Annotated in this window: 16 protein-coding genes and 2 pseudogenes; 7 read left to right on the plus strand and 11 right to left on the minus strand. The window is 72.4% G+C overall.

The window, feature by feature from the left end:
• Positions 1 to 146: 146 nt before the first annotated feature.
• The 3 genes from K9S39_RS13230 to K9S39_RS13240 all read right to left on the minus strand — a co-directional run bounded on the left by K9S39_RS13230 (position 147) and on the right by K9S39_RS13240 (position 4,735).
• Complete coding sequence (locus K9S39_RS13230) at positions 147 to 911, minus strand: NUDIX hydrolase (protein WP_248863541.1); 765 nt, start codon at positions 909 to 911, stop codon at positions 147 to 149.
• Positions 912 to 959: 48 nt separating this feature from the next.
• Positions 960 to 2,969, minus strand: coding sequence for a glycogen debranching N-terminal domain-containing protein (locus tag K9S39_RS13235; protein ID WP_248868720.1), 2,010 nt, complete (start codon positions 2,967 to 2,969; stop codon positions 960 to 962).
• 239 nt (positions 2,970 to 3,208) lie between these two features.
• On the minus strand, positions 3,209 to 4,735 hold the full coding sequence (locus K9S39_RS13240) for a DUF4192 domain-containing protein (protein ID WP_248863542.1): 1,527 nt from the start codon (positions 4,733 to 4,735) through the stop codon (positions 3,209 to 3,211).
• A gap of 125 nt (positions 4,736 to 4,860) precedes the next feature.
• On the opposite strand from K9S39_RS13240, the gene K9S39_RS13245 reads away from it, so the two are divergent.
• A complete protein-coding gene (locus K9S39_RS13245) occupies positions 4,861 to 7,023 on the plus strand; it encodes a RecQ family ATP-dependent DNA helicase (RefSeq protein ID WP_248863543.1) in 2,163 nt (720 codons plus the stop codon).
• 249 nt (positions 7,024 to 7,272) lie between these two features.
• Positions 7,273 to 7,866: pseudogene (locus K9S39_RS13250) on the plus strand (hypothetical protein); the annotation flags it as partial.
• Between the two features lie 484 nt (positions 7,867 to 8,350).
• Here K9S39_RS13250 and K9S39_RS13255 read toward each other — a convergent pair.
• From K9S39_RS13255 to K9S39_RS13270, 4 genes are all read right to left on the minus strand, one after another.
• Positions 8,351 to 9,001, minus strand: a complete 651-nt coding sequence (locus tag K9S39_RS13255; protein ID WP_248863544.1) for a hypothetical protein — start codon at positions 8,999 to 9,001, stop codon at positions 8,351 to 8,353.
• Positions 9,002 to 9,067: 66 nt separating this feature from the next.
• Complete coding sequence (locus K9S39_RS13260) at positions 9,068 to 9,769, minus strand: ribonuclease HII (protein WP_248863545.1); 702 nt, start codon at positions 9,767 to 9,769, stop codon at positions 9,068 to 9,070.
• A gap of 237 nt (positions 9,770 to 10,006) precedes the next feature.
• Complete coding sequence (locus K9S39_RS13265) at positions 10,007 to 10,915, minus strand: ADP-ribosylglycohydrolase family protein (protein ID WP_248863546.1); 909 nt, start codon at positions 10,913 to 10,915, stop codon at positions 10,007 to 10,009.
• Positions 10,916 to 10,926: 11 nt separating this feature from the next.
• Positions 10,927 to 11,586, minus strand: coding sequence for a histidine phosphatase family protein (locus tag K9S39_RS13270; RefSeq protein ID WP_248863547.1), 660 nt, complete (start codon positions 11,584 to 11,586; stop codon positions 10,927 to 10,929).
• A 69-nt stretch (positions 11,587 to 11,655) separates the two neighbouring features.
• Here K9S39_RS13270 and K9S39_RS13275 point away from each other — a divergent pair.
• Positions 11,656 to 12,161, plus strand: a pseudogene (locus tag K9S39_RS13275) (DUF1152 domain-containing protein); the annotation flags it as partial.
• Between the two features lie 10 nt (positions 12,162 to 12,171).
• Here K9S39_RS13275 and K9S39_RS13280 read toward each other — a convergent pair.
• Positions 12,172 to 13,191, minus strand: a complete 1,020-nt coding sequence (locus tag K9S39_RS13280; protein WP_406707921.1) for an ATP-binding cassette domain-containing protein — start codon at positions 13,189 to 13,191, stop codon at positions 12,172 to 12,174.
• 99 nt (positions 13,192 to 13,290) lie between these two features.
• Between K9S39_RS13280 and K9S39_RS13285 the strand changes: the two genes are divergently transcribed.
• Complete coding sequence (locus K9S39_RS13285; protein WP_248868721.1) at positions 13,291 to 14,061, plus strand: TetR/AcrR family transcriptional regulator; 771 nt, start codon at positions 13,291 to 13,293, stop codon at positions 14,059 to 14,061.
• A gap of 85 nt (positions 14,062 to 14,146) precedes the next feature.
• Here the strand turns inward: K9S39_RS13285 and K9S39_RS13290 are convergent, their stop codons facing one another.
• Both K9S39_RS13290 and K9S39_RS13295 read right to left on the minus strand, forming a co-directional pair.
• Complete coding sequence (locus K9S39_RS13290) at positions 14,147 to 14,752, minus strand: YdbC family protein (RefSeq protein WP_248863548.1); 606 nt, start codon at positions 14,750 to 14,752, stop codon at positions 14,147 to 14,149.
• 218 nt (positions 14,753 to 14,970) lie between these two features.
• Complete coding sequence (locus tag K9S39_RS13295) at positions 14,971 to 16,383, minus strand: amidase (protein WP_248863549.1); 1,413 nt, start codon at positions 16,381 to 16,383, stop codon at positions 14,971 to 14,973.
• A 154-nt stretch (positions 16,384 to 16,537) separates the two neighbouring features.
• On the opposite strand from K9S39_RS13295, the gene K9S39_RS13300 reads away from it, so the two are divergent.
• Entirely contained in the window at positions 16,538 to 17,182 is a 645-nt protein-coding gene (locus K9S39_RS13300) for a TetR/AcrR family transcriptional regulator (RefSeq protein ID WP_248863550.1), read from the plus strand.
• A gap of 449 nt (positions 17,183 to 17,631) precedes the next feature.
• Complete coding sequence (locus tag K9S39_RS13305; protein WP_248863551.1) at positions 17,632 to 18,153, plus strand: TerD family protein; 522 nt, start codon at positions 17,632 to 17,634, stop codon at positions 18,151 to 18,153.
• Positions 18,154 to 18,479: 326 nt separating this feature from the next.
• Here the strand turns inward: K9S39_RS13305 and K9S39_RS13310 are convergent, their stop codons facing one another.
• The gene (locus K9S39_RS13310; protein ID WP_319949636.1) at positions 18,480 to 18,998 is read right to left on the minus strand and encodes a CGNR zinc finger domain-containing protein; all 519 of its coding nucleotides are present in this window, start codon (positions 18,996 to 18,998) and stop codon (positions 18,480 to 18,482) included.
• A gap of 45 nt (positions 18,999 to 19,043) precedes the next feature.
• Here K9S39_RS13310 and K9S39_RS13315 point away from each other — a divergent pair, with 45 nt between their 5' ends.
• On the plus strand, positions 19,044 to 19,841 hold the full coding sequence (locus K9S39_RS13315; protein WP_248863553.1) for an MFS transporter: 798 nt from the start codon (positions 19,044 to 19,046) through the stop codon (positions 19,839 to 19,841).
• Positions 19,842 to 19,866 lie beyond the last annotated feature (25 nt).

The raw sequence follows: 19,866 nt of genomic DNA on the forward strand, positions 1-19,866 counted from the left end.
CCCGGCAAAGGTAGCGCGATATGTCCTATTTAACGGGAATTTTCGACTCTTGGCGTGCTGCCGTGTTCCCTGATGCGGCGCACACGTGGCCGGGTGACGGCGCGGGGCATGACGGCGTGACCCGCCGTGGCCCGTCGCGCTCCGGGTCAGACCTCCGGGCGCAGCATCGGCGGGTTGAGCAGCGTCGCTCCGCCGGCCCTGAACAGCTGGGCGGGGCGGCCGCCCTGACGGGTCGTCGTACCACCGGTGGGCACCAGGAACCCGGGGGTGCCGGTCACCTTGCGGTGGAAGTTGCGGGGATCCAGGGCGACGCCCCAGACCGCCTCATACACCCGTCGCAGCTCTCCGACGGTGAATTCCCGCGGGCAGAAGGCCGTGGCGAGCGAGGAGTATTCGATCTTCGAGCGGGCGCGCTCCACTCCGTCGGCGAGGATCCGTGCGTGGTCGAAGGCGAGCGGGGGCGCCAGATCACTGTCGCGGGCGTGTGTGCCCTCCTGGTCCAGGAGGGTCTCCACCGGCGCCCAGCGTGCGCTGTGGGCGTCGCCGCCGGCCCTCGGGGCGGGCAGGTCGGGGGCGAGCACCAGGTGCGCGACGCTCACCACCCGCATACGGGGGTCGCGCTTGGGGTCGCCGTACGTGGCGAGCTGTTCGAGGTGCGCGCCGTACGCGGGTGGCGGGCCGGCCGCCGGGTGGGCGTGCAGTCCGGTCTCCTCGGCGAGCTCCCGGGCGGCCGCGTCCTCAAGATCCTCATCGGGCCGGACGAATCCACCGGGCAGGGCCCAGCGGCCCTGGAACGGCGACTCACCGCGGCGCACGGCCAACGCGCACAGGGCGTGGCGGCGCACGGTGAGCACGACCAGGTCGACAGTGACGGCGAACGGCGGGAAGGCCGACGGGTCGTAGGGAGGCATGCCGTGATCATAGTCGTCCGCCTGACGATAAACAGGCCCCCAAGCCTGTCAGGACCCCAGCTGCAGACCGTCCGCGGCCACCTCCACCATCCCCATGCCGAGCCTGCTGATCCGTACGGCGAACGGCTGCTCGGCGACGCTCAGGCCGGTGAACTGCATCGCGCCGAGCGGGGTGCTGCCGAGGGGACGGACGGCGACCGTCCCGGCGGGGACATCGGGGCGCAGCCCGGCTAGCGCGGTCAGTATCTGTACCGCGCCGGCCGCCGCCACCGCGGCGGGGCGGCAGGCCGCCGGGTGGGGCACCGGGACGCTGTCCACCGTGCGCTGCTCCCCCGCGTACATCTCCGGGAGCCGGTGGCCGAAGCTCTCCGCCGCGCCCACAACGCCTCTGGTCAGGGCTCCGGCCGCCTTCTCGTGGCCTGCTGCCGCCAGGCCCGCGACGGCGATCGCGGTTTCGTGGACGCGGACCGCTCCGCTGCGGTGGCCGAACGGGTTGTAGCCGCTCTCCTTCGCGCCGAGCCCGCGCAGGCCCCAGCCGGAGTCGAGGGCGGGACCGGCCAGCAGCCTGGCCAGCTGGCCGGTCTGTGCCGCGTCCAGCAGGCCCGGTGCGAGGGCGCCGCGGCCGAGCAGGCCGGTGTCGAGCAGATGGGCGGTCGTGGAACCGAGGTGCGGCATTGGGCGGCCGTCGGCGGAGCGGAGGGCGGCGGGGCGGCCGCCTGCGCGATCCTCCAGCCAGAAATCCGTACGGAACCGGACGCGGAGATCCGCGGCCCACTCGCGCAGCTCCGCCGCGCCGGCATATCCGAAGGCGTCGAGGAGGTCGGCGCCCAGGAGTGCGGCGCGATGGGCGTGGGCCTGCGTCTCGCAGCGGTACGGTCCGTCCGGCCCGGGGTCGGGGAGGTAGCCGTGGCCCGCGCCCGGTGAGGCGGCCGCGACGCGCAGCCATCTCAGACAGCGCTCCGCGGCGGGCAGCAGCCGTTCGGTCTCCTGCTCGGGCAGCCCCCAGCGGCGCGCCTCCGCGAGCACCGTGGGGAACAGCAGCGTGGCCTCGACGCCCGTGCAGCTCGGTGGGGCATGCGGTCCCGCGTCCCGGAGGGCGCCGGGAATTCGACCGAAATCCGCCCCTGGCGTGGCTTGTTGGGTACGGGCGAGCGCGCGCAGTGTGCCCGCGGCGAGCCGGGTGCCCACTGGCAGCAGCATCCGGGCGGTCCACAGCGCCTCGGCGGGTGCAAGGCCGCAGCGCCAGGGGAACCCACCGGCGACGTACACGTCCATGGGTGCGGCGGGATCGCGCAGCAGCAGTCCGCGCAGATCGTCAAGGCTGCCCGAAAGGAGAGCGTCGGCCCGGTGGTCGTCGCATTCCAGTTGCGCGGCCGCCCACGGGCGCGGCGGGCCTTCGCCGCGTGTCCGCGGGAGGACGATCCCGGAGCGGGGCCCGGGGATCCGGGGCCCCGCGGGACGCCGGTGGCTTCCCGCGAGGCCGTGGTCGCTCGGGCGATCGCCGGCATCGTGCTCAAGGCGGGTGCGCAGCTCGAGGGTGTGGTGACCGCCCGGCGGCAGGTCCAGCTCCCAGCGCAGCAGACCCGCCGAGGCCAGGGCGTCCTGCGGGGTGGGCGAGGCGGACAGCACCGCGTGCACCCCGGGCCCGGACCAGCGCAGCCCCGATCCATGGACAGCGGCCCGGAGTTCGGGCCCGGCGAGGCCGACGGCGACGGCTCCCAGCTCGGCCAGGTCGGTGCCCAGCAGGATTTCGACCGGGAGCCGGACCGGCCGCGCGGAACTGCTGCGGAAGGTGATCCGCTCGGTGCCGTCGGCGTATCGCAGCCGTTCCATGCGGATCTCCGGATCCGGGCCGCGCTCGCCCGTTCTGCGGATCGCCCCGACGAACCGCGCGCGGTCCGCACCGGTCAACCGCCCCTGGACGACGAGTGGCTCATCGCCCGCGGCGCGCAGTTCGCACCGGGAGAGGATCCGCCGGCCGTCGCGGTAGTAGCCGTCCAGGCCCTGGCCGGTCAGCTGGCCCGAGGCGGGTGAGACGGCGAGGGCCGGCAGGGCCACGCAGATCAGCGCGGAGTGGACGGGCTGCGGTTGGGGGATACGGGGTGGCGGCGGGTGGGGGCTGTGGTGTGGCGCGGGGCGCCGTTCTTCGTGCGACCGGAGGGCCGGGTGAGTGGTGGGGACGATGCCTGGCACGCTCTGCGCTCCCTGGTGGGGTCGGGGCTCCGTACGGCCTGCGCCACAAACCTGAACGGCTCGGCCGGCGCCCAGGTCACGCCGGCCGCACACCGAGGGCACGGTCACCGCCGGCTCCGGTCGCCGTCCCGGCCTGCCCGGCGGGTGCCCCGTCCGTCGGTCGTACGGCCGCCCGGTCCGGTGGCGCCACGGGGCTTGCGGGGTCGGTCGGCGGCACCGGAGCGGGCAGCCCTGGAGCGGGTGCCGGGCTTCGGTGCCTCCTTGACGGCGGCCGACAGCGCGCGGTCCGCGCTCACCGCCTCTTCGCGCTGGCCGCGCAGGCAGCGGCGGATCGGCTCCGGATCGAGGCCCTCATTGATGGCGTGGTGCAGCAGCTGGGCGAAGAGGCAGTCGGGGTCGACAGCCAGGGCGCGGCCGAGGGCGACCCGAGCCGACGGACCGTCTCCGGTGGACCAGCAGACCCATCCGGCGAGGGTGAGCGGTGCCGCCGCGTGTTCGGCATAGCCGCCGGCGCAGCGGCGGGCGAGGGCGCGCCAGAGCCGGAGGGCCGGCGCGGCCTCGGGGCCGTCCATCCACTCCGCCGCCCGGTCGCGGGTGATCCGGTCCTGGAGGCCGAGGATGAGATCGGCGGCCTCGGCGTCGGTGATCAGCGCGTCGTCGCAGGCGTCCCTGGCACGGTTGCTGCCGGAGGGCGTGTCCTTCCGGAACCGGCGGATCATCGCGCCGGCCCGGTCGAGGGTGTCCCGGCGGAGGACCGCGGCGCCGGCCCGCCGGAGCATGCGCGGGACGAGAGCGGCGGCCGCGGCGTCCAGGGCCTTCTCCTGGTCGGCCGCCCGTGGTCCGGTGCGGGGCGTCAGCCGGGCCTCCATCTCCTTGAGCGAGCCGCGCACCTGCATGCCCGCGAACGCGGCGGCCGCGGCCATCACGGACGTGCCGGGCATGGCCAGCGGCGTGCCCTCGGCGGGGCAGCAGCGGAAATCGGGGCAACAGTAGGACCAGTAGCGGCCGTTGGAGAGGCAGAGGGCTTCGATGACGGGGACGTCGAGGGCGCCGCAGGCGGTGCGCAGCCGCTGGGCCAGGGGCCGCAGCCGGTCCTTCACGTCCTGGCCGCTCTCGCCCGCCGCGGGCTCCTGGCACAGGAAGACGAGGATGCCCGCGGGGCGGGTGGAGGGGGCCTCGCCGGCCGACACCAGGCAGTCGGCGAGCTGGTCGGACACATCCGGCCACTGGGTGGTGTCCGTCGGGATGCCGAGCCTGACCCGGCCGCCGAAGCGTCCGCGTTCGCCGTGCAGCGCCACCATCACGATGCTGTCGTCCGGATAGAAGCCCATGAGATACGGCAACGCGTCGGCGAGCTCGGCCGGGCCGCGCAGGGTGACCTGGGCTTCGGGCTCCGGGCTCCGGGCGGTGCCGACGGAATGGGCGAAGGGGTCGGCAGGTGGCGCGTTTCGGGCCGGGCCGGTGGTGTCGGACGCGCCGGAGGATGCGGCGGCATCGGCGGATTGGCTGGACTCGGTGGGCTCAGTGGGCTCAGTGGACTCGATGGATTCGGCGGATTGGCTGGACTCGGTGGATTCGGCGGAGGAGTTGTCGTTGGTGCCGGGCTTGGACGGTTCACTGTGCGGATTCATGGCTCGAAGATCCCGCGACCGGCCGCTCCGCCGCGACCCCTGTGGATAACTCGGAGGTGACGCAGTTATCCACAGGTTCGGGCGGGGGTTCGCGCATTGTCAGTGGCATCGGGTTGCATGGGGGTATGAGCGACGAAGAGCTGCGTGCCTCGGCCGATGCCGTCCTGACCCGACTCGTCGGCGATCCCGGCGGCGGGGCCCGGCTGCGCGAGGACCAGTGGCGGGCGATCGAGGCGCTGGTCGCCGACCGCCGCCGTGCCCTGGTCGTGCAGCGCACGGGCTGGGGAAAGTCCGCGGTCTATTTCGTGGCGACGGCGCTGCTGCGCGAGCGCGGCAGCGGACCGACCGTGATCATCTCCCCGCTGCTCGCGCTGATGCGCAACCAGGTGGAGGCGGCCGCGCGGGCCGGGATCCACGCGCGCACGATCAACTCGTCCAACACCGAGGAATGGGACACCGTTCAGGCCGAGGTGGCGGCCGGCGAGGTGGATGTCCTGCTGGTGAGTCCCGAGCGGCTCAACAACCCCGATTTCCGCGATCAGGTGCTGCCCAAACTCGCGGCGGCCACCGGCCTGCTGGTGGTCGACGAGGCACACTGCATCTCCGACTGGGGCCACGATTTCCGGCCGGATTACCGGCGGCTGCGCACAGTGCTCGCCGACCTCCCGCCCGGTGTCCCGGTGCTCGCCACGACGGCCACGGCCAACGCCCGGGTGACGGCCGATGTCGCCGAGCAGCTGGGGACGGGTGACGCCGCCGAGGCCCTGGTCCTGCGCGGCCCGCTGGACCGGGAGAGCCTGAGCCTGGGCGTGCTGCCGCTCCCGGACGCCGCGCACCGGCTCGCCTGGCTCGCGGACCATCTGCAGGAGCTTCCGGGTTCGGGGATCATCTACACGCTCACCGTCGCCGCCGCCGAGGAGGTCACGGCTTTCCTGCGGCACCGGGGCCACACGGTCTCCTCGTACACCGGCAAGACGGAGAACGCCGACCGCCAGCAGGCCGAGGACGATCTCCTCGCCAACCGCGTGAAGGCGCTCGTGGCGACGTCCGCGCTGGGCATGGGCTTCGACAAGCCCGACCTGGGGTTCGTGGTGCATCTGGGGTCGCCGTCCTCCCCCATCGCCTACTACCAGCAGGTGGGGCGCGCGGGGCGTGGGGTGAAGCACGCCGAGGTGCTGCTGCTGCCGGGCCGCGAGGACGAGGCGATCTGGAAGTACTTCGCGTCGCTGGCCTTCCCGTCCGAGGAGCAGGTGCGCCAGACGCTGGACGTCCTGGCGGCCGCGGGCCGGCCGGTGTCGCTGCCGGCCCTGGAGCCGCGGGTCGAACTGCGCCGGTCCCGCCTGGAGATCATGCTCAAGGTGCTCGATGTGGACGGCGCGGTGCGTCGCGTCAAGGGCGGCTGGACGGCCACCGGCCGCCCGTGGTCGTACGACGCGGAGCGCTATGCGTGGGTGACCCGTCAGCGCGAGGCCGAACAGCAGGCGATGCGGGAGTACGCCGGCACGACGGGCTGCCGGATGGAGTTTCTGCGGCGGCAGTTGGACGACGAAGCGGCCATGCCGTGCGGTCGCTGCGACAACTGCGCGGGGGCCAGGTTCAGCACCGAGGTGTCCGCCGCCTCATTGGACGCCGCGCGCGGCGAGCTGGGGCGCCCCGGTGTGGAGGTGGAGCCGCGGCGGATGTGGCCGACGGGGCTGCCGGCCATCGGCCTCGACCTCAAGGGGCGTATCCCGGCAGGTGAGTTGGCCGCGACGGGCCGTGCGCTGGGCCGGCTGTCCGACATCGGGTGGGGCAACCGGCTTCGCCCGATGCTCGCACCGCAGGCACCGGACGGCCCGGTCCCCGATGAGGTATCGGCCGCGGTGGTCACGGTCCTCGCCGACTGGGCCAAAGGACCCGGTGGTTGGGCCTCTGGAGAAGACGACGCACCGGCCCGCCCAGTGGGCGTCGTCTGCCTCGCGTCGCGTACCCGCCCGCAGTTGATCCGGTCGCTCGCCGAACGGCTCGCGTCGGTCGGCAGGATGCCGTTCCTGGGGACGGTGGCCTCGGTGGACGACGGAGCGGACGGCAGGATTCCGCGCAGCAACAGCGCTCAGCGGCTGCGGGCCCTGCACGGTTCGCTGAGCGTGCCACCGGAGTTGGCGCGGGCCCTGGAGTCGGCCGGCGGCCCGGTGCTCCTGGTGGACGACTACGCCGACACCGGCTGGACGCTGGCCGTGGCCGCCCGGCTGCTGCGCCGGGCGGGAGCCGAGGGGGTGTTTCCGCTGGTCCTCGCCGTACAGGGGTAAGCCGCGGCACGAGAGAGGGAAGAGGGCGTCGGGCATCGGAGGCGGGTGCGGCGGGCAGGAATATTGACGGCGCACCGGGCGATTCCGGGCCGTGGCCACGAATTGCTCGTTGCCGCATGGGTGTGCGACAGGAAGAATTGGCATCGCTTCCCCGTACCGGACCGTTCGCGGTCAGGCAGGGCCATGCCGTGGTGCGCTTTCGCGCCCGGCCGCCGCCCGACGCGTGGACGCGTAGACGAAGGGAGGACCGTGGTCTTCGGCTTCGCCCCGCCATCGCATGTGTCCCCGCCCGCATCCACCGAATCCACCGCCCGGCTGAGCCGGATGCTGGAGCTCTCCGAGTGGGCCTCGGCCGGAATTCCGCTGCTGCGCAACCCCCGTGAGGTGGTCGCCGACCTGCACCACCGTCATCGTCCGGTGCCGTCGACGGCCGTTGTGGCGGTGCTGGATCCGGAGGAGCGGGTGACTGCCAGCGCGTCGTTCACCGAGCCCGCGGTCGCTCCGGATGGCTGGCAGTTCCGCAATGCGCTGCTGGCGCATCTGCGCCGGATCATCCCGCACGACCTGCGGTTGCGCGTCCCGGTCCGGACGGCCGTGCTGCTCTACTGCCGTGAGGGCGAGCCCCGTTGGACGGAGGCGGACGGAGCGTGGATGTGGGGACTGCGCGACGCCTGCACCCTGCACGGGCTGCGCTGCGGGGCGTACATCACGCTGACCGGCGACCGCTGGCAGGTGCTGGGAGAGGGCAGAGGCGGGCGCCGCCCCGGGCCGAAGCCGCCGGCTGCGCCCCGTACGGAGCCGCGTCGTGGGACAGCGCGGACAGAGCCGCCGCGCACGGAAACGCCGCGTAGGCAGGCACCGCGAACAGCATCACCGCGTAGGGAATCGCCGTCCGCGGAATCGCCACGCACGAATTCCCCGCGCACCGGCCCAGCGCGTACCGATTCACCACACAGCAGCCCAGGGCGCACGGATGCGCCACGCCTGGCGGCGCGGCGTCCGGTCGTGCCGGAGCGGGCGGCGATCCCGTCGCCCGCTCCGGCGGAGCGTGTCCCCCCAGGGCGGCCGTCGCCGTCCGAGCCGCCCCGGAACGGCACCCGTGCGGCGCCCCGGCACTCGGGGGGTGGCGTGGCGGCGGCTCAACGGCACACGGCGGCACGCTGATCGGATGGGCAACGCACGCGCCCCGGTCCAACGTCCCGGAACCGCGCCGTCCGCACCCCGCCCACCGGGCGGGGCCACACACTCCGGACGCGCTGACGAGCCCGCCCTGCCTGGCTGGCCGACGGGCAGCGTCGAGCGACAGCAGCCGTAGCCGCGGTGGCCGCTAGGCGTTCGCGCCGAGCACGGCGTTGATCCGCTGTGGGTCGCCGCAGACGATCAGCAGCACTCCGGCACGGGCCATCGCCGAGGGCAGGGCCCGCGCGGTGACCTCGTCCGTACCACCGTTGACGGCGACGACCACGACGGGCCGGCCGCTGGCGCGCTCGGCCGCGGCGTCCGCGTAGAACACGTCGTCCGCGGCGTCGTGTTGGGCCCAGTAGGACGCCTCGCCGAAGGACAGCTCGTGTGCGGCCCACGGGTGGGGGTCGCCGGTGGTCAGCACCAGGATCTCGCTCGGCGCACGCCCGGAGTCCAGCAGCAGATCGACGGTCTCGTCGGCGGCGTCGACGGCGCCCTCGGCGGGTGCCGGGATCAGCTGGAGCTGGGCTCCCGCGGCGGTGCCGGAGTCACCGGCGGTGGGCTGCGGGGAGCCGGTGCGCTGCGCCGACGCAGCGGCGACGGGCCCACGCGGCGGGGCAGCGGGTCCGGGCTTGCCCGGACGGGCACTGGACGCGGGAGCGCCACGCGGAGGCGCGGGGCGGGGTCCGGGACCAGGAACGGGACGGGGGGTCGACGCGGTGCGGCCGGCGGCCGGAGTAGCGCGGGGACCCGGGACACTCTCGTGAATCTGAGGCTCCTCGGGGATGAGAGGCATAAAGGGATGTCTATCAAACGTAGGTGCGGGACGCGTCATCGGGTACCGAATTCACGTCCGCACCGCTCAGAAGTCGAAGCCGAGTTGGCCACCGGCCTCCAGAGCGGCTGCTTCGGGGGTGACGCGCACCTTCTTCAGGTGCCGCCACCGGGGCAGGGTGTCCATGTAGGACCACGACACTCGGTGATGCGGCGTAGGACCGTACTCCTCCAGGGCGATGCGATGGGTCGGCGAGGGATAGCCGGCATTGGTCGCGAATTCGAAGTCGGCGTATTCCAGACCCAGTTCGTTCATCAGCGCGTCACGTCGCACTTTGGCGATCACGGACGCGGCGGCGACCGCGACGCAGGACTGGTCGCCCTTGATGACCGTGCGGACCCGCCACGGCGCGCCCAGGTAGTCGTGCTTGCCGTCGAGGATGACCGCGTCCGGCCGGACCGGCAGCCCCTCCAGGGCGCGCACGGCGGCGAGCCGCAGCGCCGCGGTCATGCCCAGGTCGTCGATCTCCTCCGAGGAGGAGTGCCCCAGGCTGTAGGAGGTGACCCACTCGCCGAGCACCTCGCACAATTCGGTGCGGCGTTTGACTGTCAGCAGCTTGGAATCGGTGAGTCCGGCGGGCGGGCGGCGCAGGCCGGTGACGGCTGCGCAGACACTGACCGGACCGGCCCAGGCTCCGCGCCCGACCTCGTCGACACCTGCGACGATCTTGGCGCCCGTAGTGGCGCGCAGTGATCGCTCGACGGTGTGGGTAGGGGGCTCGTACGGCATGGCGCCATAAGGTTACGCCTTTTCGGTGCGGCCGTCCGCACCGGATCCGCACCGGGCTACGAAATGGCGCCCGCGACCGTGCGGACGGCATCGGCCGACGCGTCTACCGGCGGGTAGGCGGACGCGGGACCGGGCGGTGCGACGGCATGACGGGAGGTGGTGCGCCGTCGGGGCCAACGGGGAGGGAGCGGGGTGAAGTCGGCTTCCGTCGGCCCCCGTTGGGAGCGGGCGGCGCGGTCAGCCGGTGTGCGCCGGTGCCCAGGACGGGAGGGGCTCGGTGCCGTCCAGCCATGCCTGGGGCGGGGCGCCGTCGCTGCTCGACGCGATGATGCCGCCGACGATGGCGCAGGTGGTGTCCACGTCGCCGCCGGCCTGTGCGGTGGTCCAAAACGCGTTCTCGTAGTCGCCGAGATGGCGTGCCGCGGCCCAGAGGGTGAAGGGGACGGTGTCGTGGGCACTGGTGCGCCGGCCGCAGCCGAGGACGGCGGCGACGGTGCCGGAGTCGGCGTAGTCGAGCATGTCCCGGGCCCGGCGCAGCCCGGCCTGCACGGCGCTGCGCGGGATCAGCTCCAGCACGCCGTCGAGCAGCTCGGTGGGGCCGATACGGCGTTCCGGGGCGGCCACCAGGGCGGCCGCGGCGGCGACGGCCATGGCGCCGACGACGGCCTCACGGTGCTGGTGGGTGGTGTAGGCGGAGATCTCCGCCTGGTGTGTGGCCTGCTCGGGGTCGTCGGCGTACCAGGCGCCCAGGGGGGCGATACGCATGGCGGCGCCATTACCCCACGAGCCCTGGCCGTTGAAGAGTCCGGACGCCAGCTCGCGCCAGTCGCCGCCCTCCCGGATCAGCCGGAGCATGCGGTTGACGGCCGGGCCGTAGCCGCGGTCGAAGTCGTGGTGGTCGGCGAAGGAGCGGGCGAGGGCGTCCTGGTCGATCCGGGCGTGGGCGGTGAGCACGGACAGGACGGAACAGGCCATCTCCGTGTCGTCGGTCCACTGCCAGGGGGTCGGCGGCAGCTCGCGGCGCTTGAGTGAGGGGTAGTGGGTGGGGACGAAGAACTGGGATCCGAGGGCATCGCCCACGGAGAGGCCGCGCAGGCTGGCCAGCGCCCGCGCGAAGCGGTCTGCGTCACGGTGGTCGGCGGTCATCGGTGTGCACTCTAACCGGTGATGCCATAAGGCTGGGGTTCACACCAGCGGGCAAATGGCCGATCGAGCGAGTAGCGCCCGTTCGGGCCGAGGAGCAGGCTGCGCCACTCCGCGTTGCCCGGATTGGACAGCGACTCGAATTCCGCCACCGACCAGTGGAACCACCGCATGCAGAACAGCCGCATGGTGAGGCCGTGCGTGACGATCAGGACGTTCGGCGGGTGGTCCGGGTCCTCGAAGCTGCGCCACAGGCTCTCCAGGAAGGCCCCGACCCGGTCGTAGACGTCAGCGCCGGACTCGCCCTGGGCGAAGCGGTAGAAGAAGTGGCCGTAGGCATCGCGGTACGCCTTCTGGAGGCGGACGTCGTCCCGGTCCTGCCAGTTGCCCCAGTCCTGTTCGCGCAGCCGGGGCTCCTCGCGCACCCGGACCCTGGCCAGGTCCAGGCCGAGCGCCTGGAAGGTCTGATGGGTGCGGCGGTAGGGCGATACGTAGGCGGAGATGCGTTCCTCGCCGAATATCGCCCGCAGGGCGCGGCCGGCCTCCTGCGCCTGCCGCAGCCCGGTCGTCGTGAGGCTGAGCGCATGGTCGGGCTCCCGCTCGTACACGGTGTCGTCGACGTTCCCCTCCGACTCTCCGTGCCGGATGAGGACGATGCGTCGGGGCCGGGCCATGCCGCCACCCTAAAACGCGTGCTCTGTGCATGGCGCATGCCGTTACGCTCGCGGCCGTGTCCGCGCTGCATGTCCCCTCATTTCTTCACCCGCCTGCGGTCGGCGCGGCGGGTTCTCGTCGCCGGTGCGGGCGGTGGCTTCGACGCCTATACCGGGCTGCCGCTCGCGCTGTCCCTGACGGACCAGGGCAAGGACGTCCACCTCGCGAATCTCTCCTTCAGTCACCCCCATGGGCTGGATCCGGGGTCTGGATCGCCGAGGACGTCGCCGCGATCACGCACCGCACCGTCGTGCACGATCCCTACGGGGTGGACGCCCATCACGGCGTCCGGCACGCGCATGTGCTGGAGGACATGGCCGCCCCGGAGGCGGACGGCGCGGCCCTCGGCTGCTTCTCGGTTTCGCACCGGAGCCGGGAGGGCGAGCTGTTCCTGGACGCCGTCGCGCACGCGCACGAGGCGACACCGGTCCGGCCCAGCATCGTCAACGGCACGATCGCCGCGGCCGTGCGCGGGGCGCTCGGCAAGGTCCACTCCACGGAGCGGACGCGGGACGGAAAACTGTTCATCAACCCCTGATGTCGGTTTATTTCGCTTTCATCCCGCGCTGACTCGATCCACGCCGGCACGGCCCGGCGCCGGGCCGGGACCCGGGTGGCGCGTACGGCGCTGGCTGCCGCGGTTTTCGTTCAGGTGCCGGTGAGGACCGGGCGGCCGTCGCGTATTTCGCAGGGGCGGCCGCCGAAGCGCCGTCGCAGGCGACGCTGTGCGCCGTAACCGCCGCGAAGTCGGTGAGCTGCGCGATCTGCTCGCGCCACCGGTCGTAGTCCTGCTCCCAGCGCCTGCGGGCGGCGGCCCTGGCGGCGACGAGGGTGCGGTAACCACCGCCGTAGCGCACCACGGCCCTGCGGTCGGCGTCGACCTCGATCATCGCGGTGGCGACGCGCTGCAGGAAGAGTCTGTCGTGGGAGACGGCGAGGACCGTACCGCGTCGGGTGAGCAGCGCGTCTTCCAACCAGTCGAGGGCGGCCGCGTCGAGATGGTTGGTCGGCTCGTCGAGGAGCATGACCTCGGGCGAGGCGGCGATGAGGCAGGCGAGCCCCAGCCGGGCCTGTTCGCCTCCGGAGAGGGTGCCGAGCGGGCGGTCGTGGTCGACCCGGTCCAGCCCCAGGCCGTACAGCGCCTTGTCGACGCGGGCATCGGCTTCATATCCGCCGCGCAGTTCGAAGAGCGTGAGCAGATCGCCGTACTCGTCCAGCTGCTGGGGCGAGGCACGGTCCAGCCCGGCCTCCAGCGTTCTCAGCCGGCGTTCCATGTCTCTGAGATCTGCCAGAGCGGTGTCGATCGCGTCCTGGACCATGTGGTCCGGGGGGAGGTCGGGGGTCTGGCCGAGATAGCCGATGCCGCCGTCGGCGCGTAGTACGACATGGCCTTCGTCGGGCTGCTCGGCGCCCGCGATGATGCGGAGCAGGGTCGACTTCCCGGCGCCGTTCTCCCCCACGATCCCGATGCGGTCACCGGGTCGTATCGACAGTGAGACGCCGTCGAACAGCGGTTGGTCGGCGTAGGACTTGGTGACATCGCGTAGCGAGATCTGGGTGGGCAATCAATCCTCCGGTCCGGCCGCCGGGCAGGCGATCCTTCGATCAAGCAAACGCAACCCTTGTTGCGTTACGATGTGATGATGACACAGTCACCCGCACTAATGCAACAGGAGTTGCAATTGACCGGCAAAGCCGATTCCCCCACGCCCACCCCCGGCAGCCGGCGGCCCGGCGGACGCACCGCCCGCACGAGGGCCGCGGTCCGTGACGCCGTGCTGACCGGGCTCAGCGAGCACGGATATCCCGGCCTGACCGTCGAATACGTCGCCGAGCACTCCGGCGTCCACAAGACGACGCTCTACCGCCGCTGGGGCGACGTCGAGGGCATGGTGGCGGACGCCCTGGATCTGGCGGGCGAAGACAACTGGGTCCCGCCGGACACCGGCTCCCTGGAGGGCGATCTGCGTGCCCTCGCCCGGGAAGTCGTCGCGTCGTTCAGCGATCCGGCGACAGCGGCGTCGGGTTCCGCGATGATCGCGGCCGCCTTCCAGTCGGAGCGGGCCGCCACAGCGCTGCGCGCCTATTACGCCGAGCGGTTCACACGCTGCGAGGCGATCGTGGAACGCGCCGTCCGGCGAGGAGAGTTGCCGACCACTGCAGACGCCGATACAGACGTCCAGGACACCGGTACAGACGCCCCGGACGCCGATGCAGACGCCACAGCGGACGGCTCCCGAGGCGCCGCCATCGACGCCGGAGCGCTCGTCCGGTCGGTATCCGCGCCGCTCTTCTTCCGCCTGTTCATCACTCGGGAGCCGGTCGACGACGCACTCGCCTACCAGGCAGCGGCGGCAGCGCTGGCCGCCGCCCGCGCCGGGGTGTTCACCACCGGTCGCGCAGGCGCGGCAGCCGCCCTCGGGGACGTCTCCTGACGCCGCCCTTCACACCGCCCATGACGGTTCACACCGCCCATGACGGTTCGCACCGTCCGTGACCGTTCGCACCATCCGTGACCGTTCACACCGTCCATGATGGTTCGAGCTGCACCACGTCCCCCGCGATCGCCCGCACATCCGCCGCTATCTGGGCCCGCAGCGCCAGCCGCTCCACCCGTTCCGGCCGGTATTTCCCCCGCTCGGCCGCCGACTGCCACAGGGACAACACCAGGAACTCCTCCCCCGGTGCCCGCCCCAGCATCCCCCGCAGCATGCCCGGTGACCCCGCCATCGCCGGGTTCCACACCTTCTCCTGCATCAGCATGAAGTGATCCACCCGGTCCTGGCGCACCTGGCAGTGCGCCAGCCGCAGCACATCCGCGTCGCCGAAGGCCGGCCGGAAGCCCACCTTCACGTCGAGTTCATGCGCGAACAGCCGCACCCGCTGGTCTTTGTACGTGCCGACCTGGGCGGCTGCCAGCCGGTCGTGCGAGCGCGCCATGAAGGAGTCGTAGAACGCCCGGCTCTCCCAGAACCCCACCAGATGCGCGACTCCCGGACGGGTCCGGCTCCATCCGCCGCACTGTCCCCGAAACCCCGGCTCACCCAGCAGCCCCGCCCATTTCCGCTGCCCCCGCTCAAAACCTCGACGGTCCACAACGGTGAGGCGAATCCACTTGACCAGCACCGCGCCATCGTACGGCCCCGGGCCACCAAGACGTCACGGCGCGTCACACCCCATTTCTCCCCGAACTCCCTTACCCGCAGGGGCCGATGCGCTTACGGGCAGTTCGGCACGGCCTTACGGGCGGACAGCCCGGAGTGACGGGCGGGGCGGGAAGACCCTGCGGACGGGACGGCCTTACGGACGGGACGGTACGGGCCTACGGCCGGGGCGGTACGGCCTTACGGGCGGGGATCGATGGGCGTCAGCACTCCCAGCCGCAGTTCCACCGCTTCCGCCGCCTCCAGACACAGGTCCTCCCGGTAGGCGCGCCCGATCATCTGCACTCCAGAGGGGAGCCCGTCCAGCACCCCGGTGGGCACGGCCACCGACGGCACCCCGACGAAGCTGGTCGCGGTGCACAGCCGCATCGCCGTCTGCACCCGCTGGTGGCCTGCCGCATCGCGTGCCTCCTCCCCGGGCGCGAACGGCGGATCGGTGAACACCGGCCCCAGGACCAGGGGATACTCGTCCAGAAACGCCGCCCAGTCGCGGCGGATGCCCAGTCGTACGCCGGTCAGCCGCAGATACTCCGTCAGCTCCACCGGGGCGCGATTCGCCATCCCCAGCTCGATATAGCGATGCCCGCCCTCCCCCAGCAGCGGCTTGACCCATGGCCAGGTGGTGGCGAATTCCGTGAGCGTCATCCGGCCGTAGACCTCAAGGGCGTCATCCAGCCGCGGTACGTCCGCCACCTCGTGGACCTCGTACCCGGCGTCCCGCAGCGCGTCCGCGGCGCTCTCAACGGCCTCGCGCGCCACGGGATGCACGCCCTGCCCACCGGGGTCGGTGACCATCGCCACCTTGAGGGGACGTACCGGCGGCTCGCCGTAGGGGGGCACCGGCACCGCCCTCGGGTCACGCGGATCGGCCCCGGCCAGCGCCTCGTACGCCAGCCGCAGATCGCCGACCGTACGTGCCAGCGGGCCGTCGACCACCAGCACCTGGGCGGCGAGGGCGGGGTCGTCCGGCCCGATGCGGTGATCCGCGGCGAACCGCCCGTAGGTCGGCTTCAATGCCGCGACGCCGCAGAAGGACGCGGGAATACGCACCGATCCCCCGGAGTCGTTGCCGAGTCCGATGGCCGCCATCCCGGTCGCCACGGCCGCGCCGTCCCCGCCGCTGGTGCCACCGGGGGTGACGGCGCCGCTCCACGGGTTGGCCGTGTCACCGAACAGCTCGCTCCGCGTGTGGACGCCGGCGAGGATCAGGGTCGGCATGTTGGAGTGCCCGATCGGGATGCCGCCGGCGGCGCGCAGCCTCGAAACCGGGGGCGCATCGGTGCGCGCCACACTGTCGCGAAAGCGCTCCGCGCCGTAGGTCGTCGGCACGCCCTCGATGTCGGTGGTCTCCTTGACGGTGAAGGGCACGCCCGCCAGCGGCCCCAGTTCGTCGCCCGCCGCACGACGCAGGTCGACCGCGGCCGCGTCGGCGCGCGCCCGGTCGGTGAGCAGCTGGGTCACCGCATTCACGGCCGGATTGGCCTCGGCGATCCGCTCCAGATGGGCGTCGACCAGCTCGACCGCCGTCACCTCGCCGTCGCGTACCGCCGCTGCCTGCGCGGCGGCGGTCATCCTCCACAGCGCGTTCTGCATGACCCCGTCCTCCAGTGTGTTTCGCGGCTCTCGGTATGCGTTCCGTGCGCTTCGCGCATGCTCTCCGAAAGCCGTTCCGATGCGCCTGCATCGCTTCGCTGAAGCGTAGCATTGCGACCGATACGAACGCATCGAATAAACCGGAGCGCGCGGCATGCCCAAGCAGGTGGACCACGAGAGCCGACGCCGGCAGATCGCCGAGGCCGTATGCCGACTCGCCGACGAGAGCGGCCTGGAGGGCGTCACCCTGCGCGATGTGGCGGCCCGCGCGGAGGTCTCCATGGGGGCCGTGCAGCGCTGTTTCCGCACCAAGGAGGAGATGCTGGTCTTCGCCCTGGGGTACATCGGCGAGCGGGTCTCGGCGCGAGTGACGGCGCGGCTCGTCGCCTCACCGGCCCAGTCGGCCCGTACGGCGTTGGGGCACGCCACGACCGAGATCTCGCTGCTACGGGAAGAGCACCGTGCCGAGGCGCGCGTCTGGCTGGCGTTCCTGGCGCAGGCCGCGGTGAGCCCGTCACTGGCCGAAATCCTGCGGTCCAATTACGCGAGCCTGGAGACGGTGTTCACGCGGCTCGTCACGGAAGCCACCGGATCGGGCGGCAGCACCGGAGCCACCGACGGCGCCGGTTCCCGCGACCCGGAGCGCGAGGCGCGGACTCTGCTCGCCCTCGCCGACGGGCTCACCGCCCACGTCCTCATGGGGCACCTCTCCCCCGAGACGGCGATGGATGTCCTCGACGCGCATCTCAACCGCCTCTGGGGGGGAGTCGACGGCCTGAGCCGGGGCGGTGCGATGTAGCGGCCTCACCCCGCATACCAGCTCGACAGGCCGGACCTTTCCGGACCCCTGTGCGCGCCCCGGACGGCACTCGTCAGACGGCACTCCACAGACACTCAACGGCTCGACGGACACTCGATGGACGGCACTCCGGAGTGGCTCAACGGCCGCCGCCCAACGGGCCGGACATCGGAATCCAGCCACCGCCCCCCGAACCCGCCTGTTCATAACCGCACTTCACCCACCCCGCGAGCTCCCCGGCGTGGCACGATGAACAACCAACGGGGTGTTCTGGGGAGTTGTCCGCCTGTCCCGGTGGCGAGCCGCGCTTCCCCGGGAACTCGGCGGCTGCCTGCAGGCCCTTCGGGAGCGTACGTCCCGCCCTCGGCACCAGGCCGGACCGGGCAGCCGGGCCGAGTGCGACCGTTCCGCGCGCCCCGGTTCGACGCATGCGAAGGAAGGGAAGCCCGGTGAGCACGTTCAGCAAAGGGATCGAGAAGGTCGAGGTAACGCTCAAGTGGGACCCCAGCCCTCTCGGCGCCCCGGACCATGACCTCGACATCATCGCGGCGACATACACGGCGGACGCGCCGCACGGCGATCCGTCCTACCTGGTGCACTTCGACAGCCGGTCGCCCGACGGGACGATCATCCTCAACCGGGACAGCCGGACCGGCCAGGGCTTCGGTCCGGACGAAGTCATGACGCTGGAACTGAACCGGCTGTCCGACACCTACACACGAGTCGTCGTCGGGGTCGCCATCCAGCAGGGCGAGGGCAGGAGGACCTTCGGCGACATAGCGAACACCGGGGTCCACATCCGCGAGGGGTACACCGATCTGACGGAGAACGACTTCGCCGACGTCGCGGACGCCACCGCCGCGACCGTCGCCGAGTTCACCCGGGACGCGTCGGGCGAATGGCGATTCCGGGCGATGCTCCGCGGATTCGACGCCGATCCCAACACGTTCACCGGGCTGATGGGCCGTTGACGGGACGTCGAACGCCCATGGACAGGCCGTTGAAAGGGCGTCGCCGGGCAGCAGAAGGCGGGTGAAGGGCTGCCGGAAGGCAGCTGATCCCGGTCGGCTGCCGGAAGGCAGCTGATCCCGGTCGGCTGCCGGAAGGCAGCTGATCCCGGCCGACTTCCGGAAGTCGGGTGATCCCGGCTGGCCGCCGGCGGACGGCTGATCTCGACCGGATGCCGACGGGCCGATGCCGGGCTGCCGTTGATCGGTGGCGATGGGGAGGCGGCTGAGGGCCGCCTCTCCATCGCGTTGCCGCCCGCCCCCTCGCCCCTGTGGCCGGAACCGCCGCGCTATCCACCCGCCGCCCGCTTGCGGCGTCGATGGGCCGCTACCCGCTCCCGGGAAGCGCAGGCGGTCGAGCAGTAGCGGCGGGCGCTCCCGGGCCCGGTGCCCAGATAGAGGGTGGTGCAGCGAGAGGCGGCGCACTCGCCCCAGGGGACGCGGCCGTATTCGGTGAGGATCTGCGCCAGCGCCAGGGCACTCGACGCGAGGAACCAGTCGGCCCAACCAGCGTCTTCACCCCGGTCGACATGCAGATGCCAGGCGTGACCACCGTGACGGGACAGGTGCGGGCGGGCACCGCATTCCGCCAGCAGCGCGTTGATGGCGTGCGCGGCACGGTCGGTGTCGGCCTCGGTGAGGAGGTGGGCGATGCGGCGGGCCGCAGTCCGCAGGCGGTCCGCGTCGTCCTCCGAGAACGACTGCTCGGTCAGGTCATCCGGGTGCTCCCCGTGGCGCGCGAGCAGCTCGGCCAGTGCGGCCCGCGACGGATCTGCGGACGCCCGGACCGCGTTCGCGAGATCGATCAGGCGCTCGCCGACCACTGGGGCAGCCCGGGAGACGGAGGCATCCTGATGACAGCCTTCGCCATCGGGACGCTCGGCGGCTCCCTGGCCGTGGCCCGGTGGCAGCCCCCGCTCACGGCCCAACGCCTCGCCACCCTCGCCCTGTTCGGCACCGGCCTCGCACTGGCCACCGCCGCGCTGGTCCGCTCGACGCCCTTTGGCGCGGCGCTGTTCGCCGTCGCGGGACTGTGCGAGGGCCCCTTGCTGACCGCGACCCTGCGCATCCGGGCCGATCATGCTCCGCCGCGCGCACGACCCCAGGTCTTCACCCTCGGGGCGGGGCTGAAAATATCGGCCGCGGCCTGCGGAGCCGCCCTCGTCGGGGCGGCCTCCGCACTGCCCCCGCCCCTGTTGCTGCTCGGAATCGCGGCCCTTCAGCTGGCCGCCGGGCTCCTCCACCTGCTCACCCGGACACGCAGGGACCAGGCCCCCCACTCCCCACAAGCGGCGGACGCGGCCCAGGAAACACACGATCCCGCACGTGGCCCGGCGACCCCTTGCCCCCAACGTGATCCCGGTCAACTTGATCAGCGTCAACCCGCCCTGTCGCGCCGGGTCTTACGACGACGGGACGTGACCGTGCCCACGTCACACCCGCCGCAAACCGGCCCCGAAAAACCGTCGTTCCGCTGCAGGACCCGACAGCGCTCACCGGCGATGACGACACCGTGCGGCCGGGCTCATCCCAACTCGCACCACATCGATTCGATTCGCCCCAATCCCTCTCATCGCTCCAACTCGCATCAGCCTGTATCGAAGAACAGACACGCCAAAGCGGGGACCGGCTCTCCACCGGCCCCCGCTTGACCTGGCCTATCAGCCGTCAGCGGCG

It is taken from the genome of Streptomyces halobius (assembly GCF_023277745.1).
Lineage (GTDB): Bacteria > Actinomycetota > Actinomycetes > Streptomycetales > Streptomycetaceae > Streptomyces > Streptomyces halobius.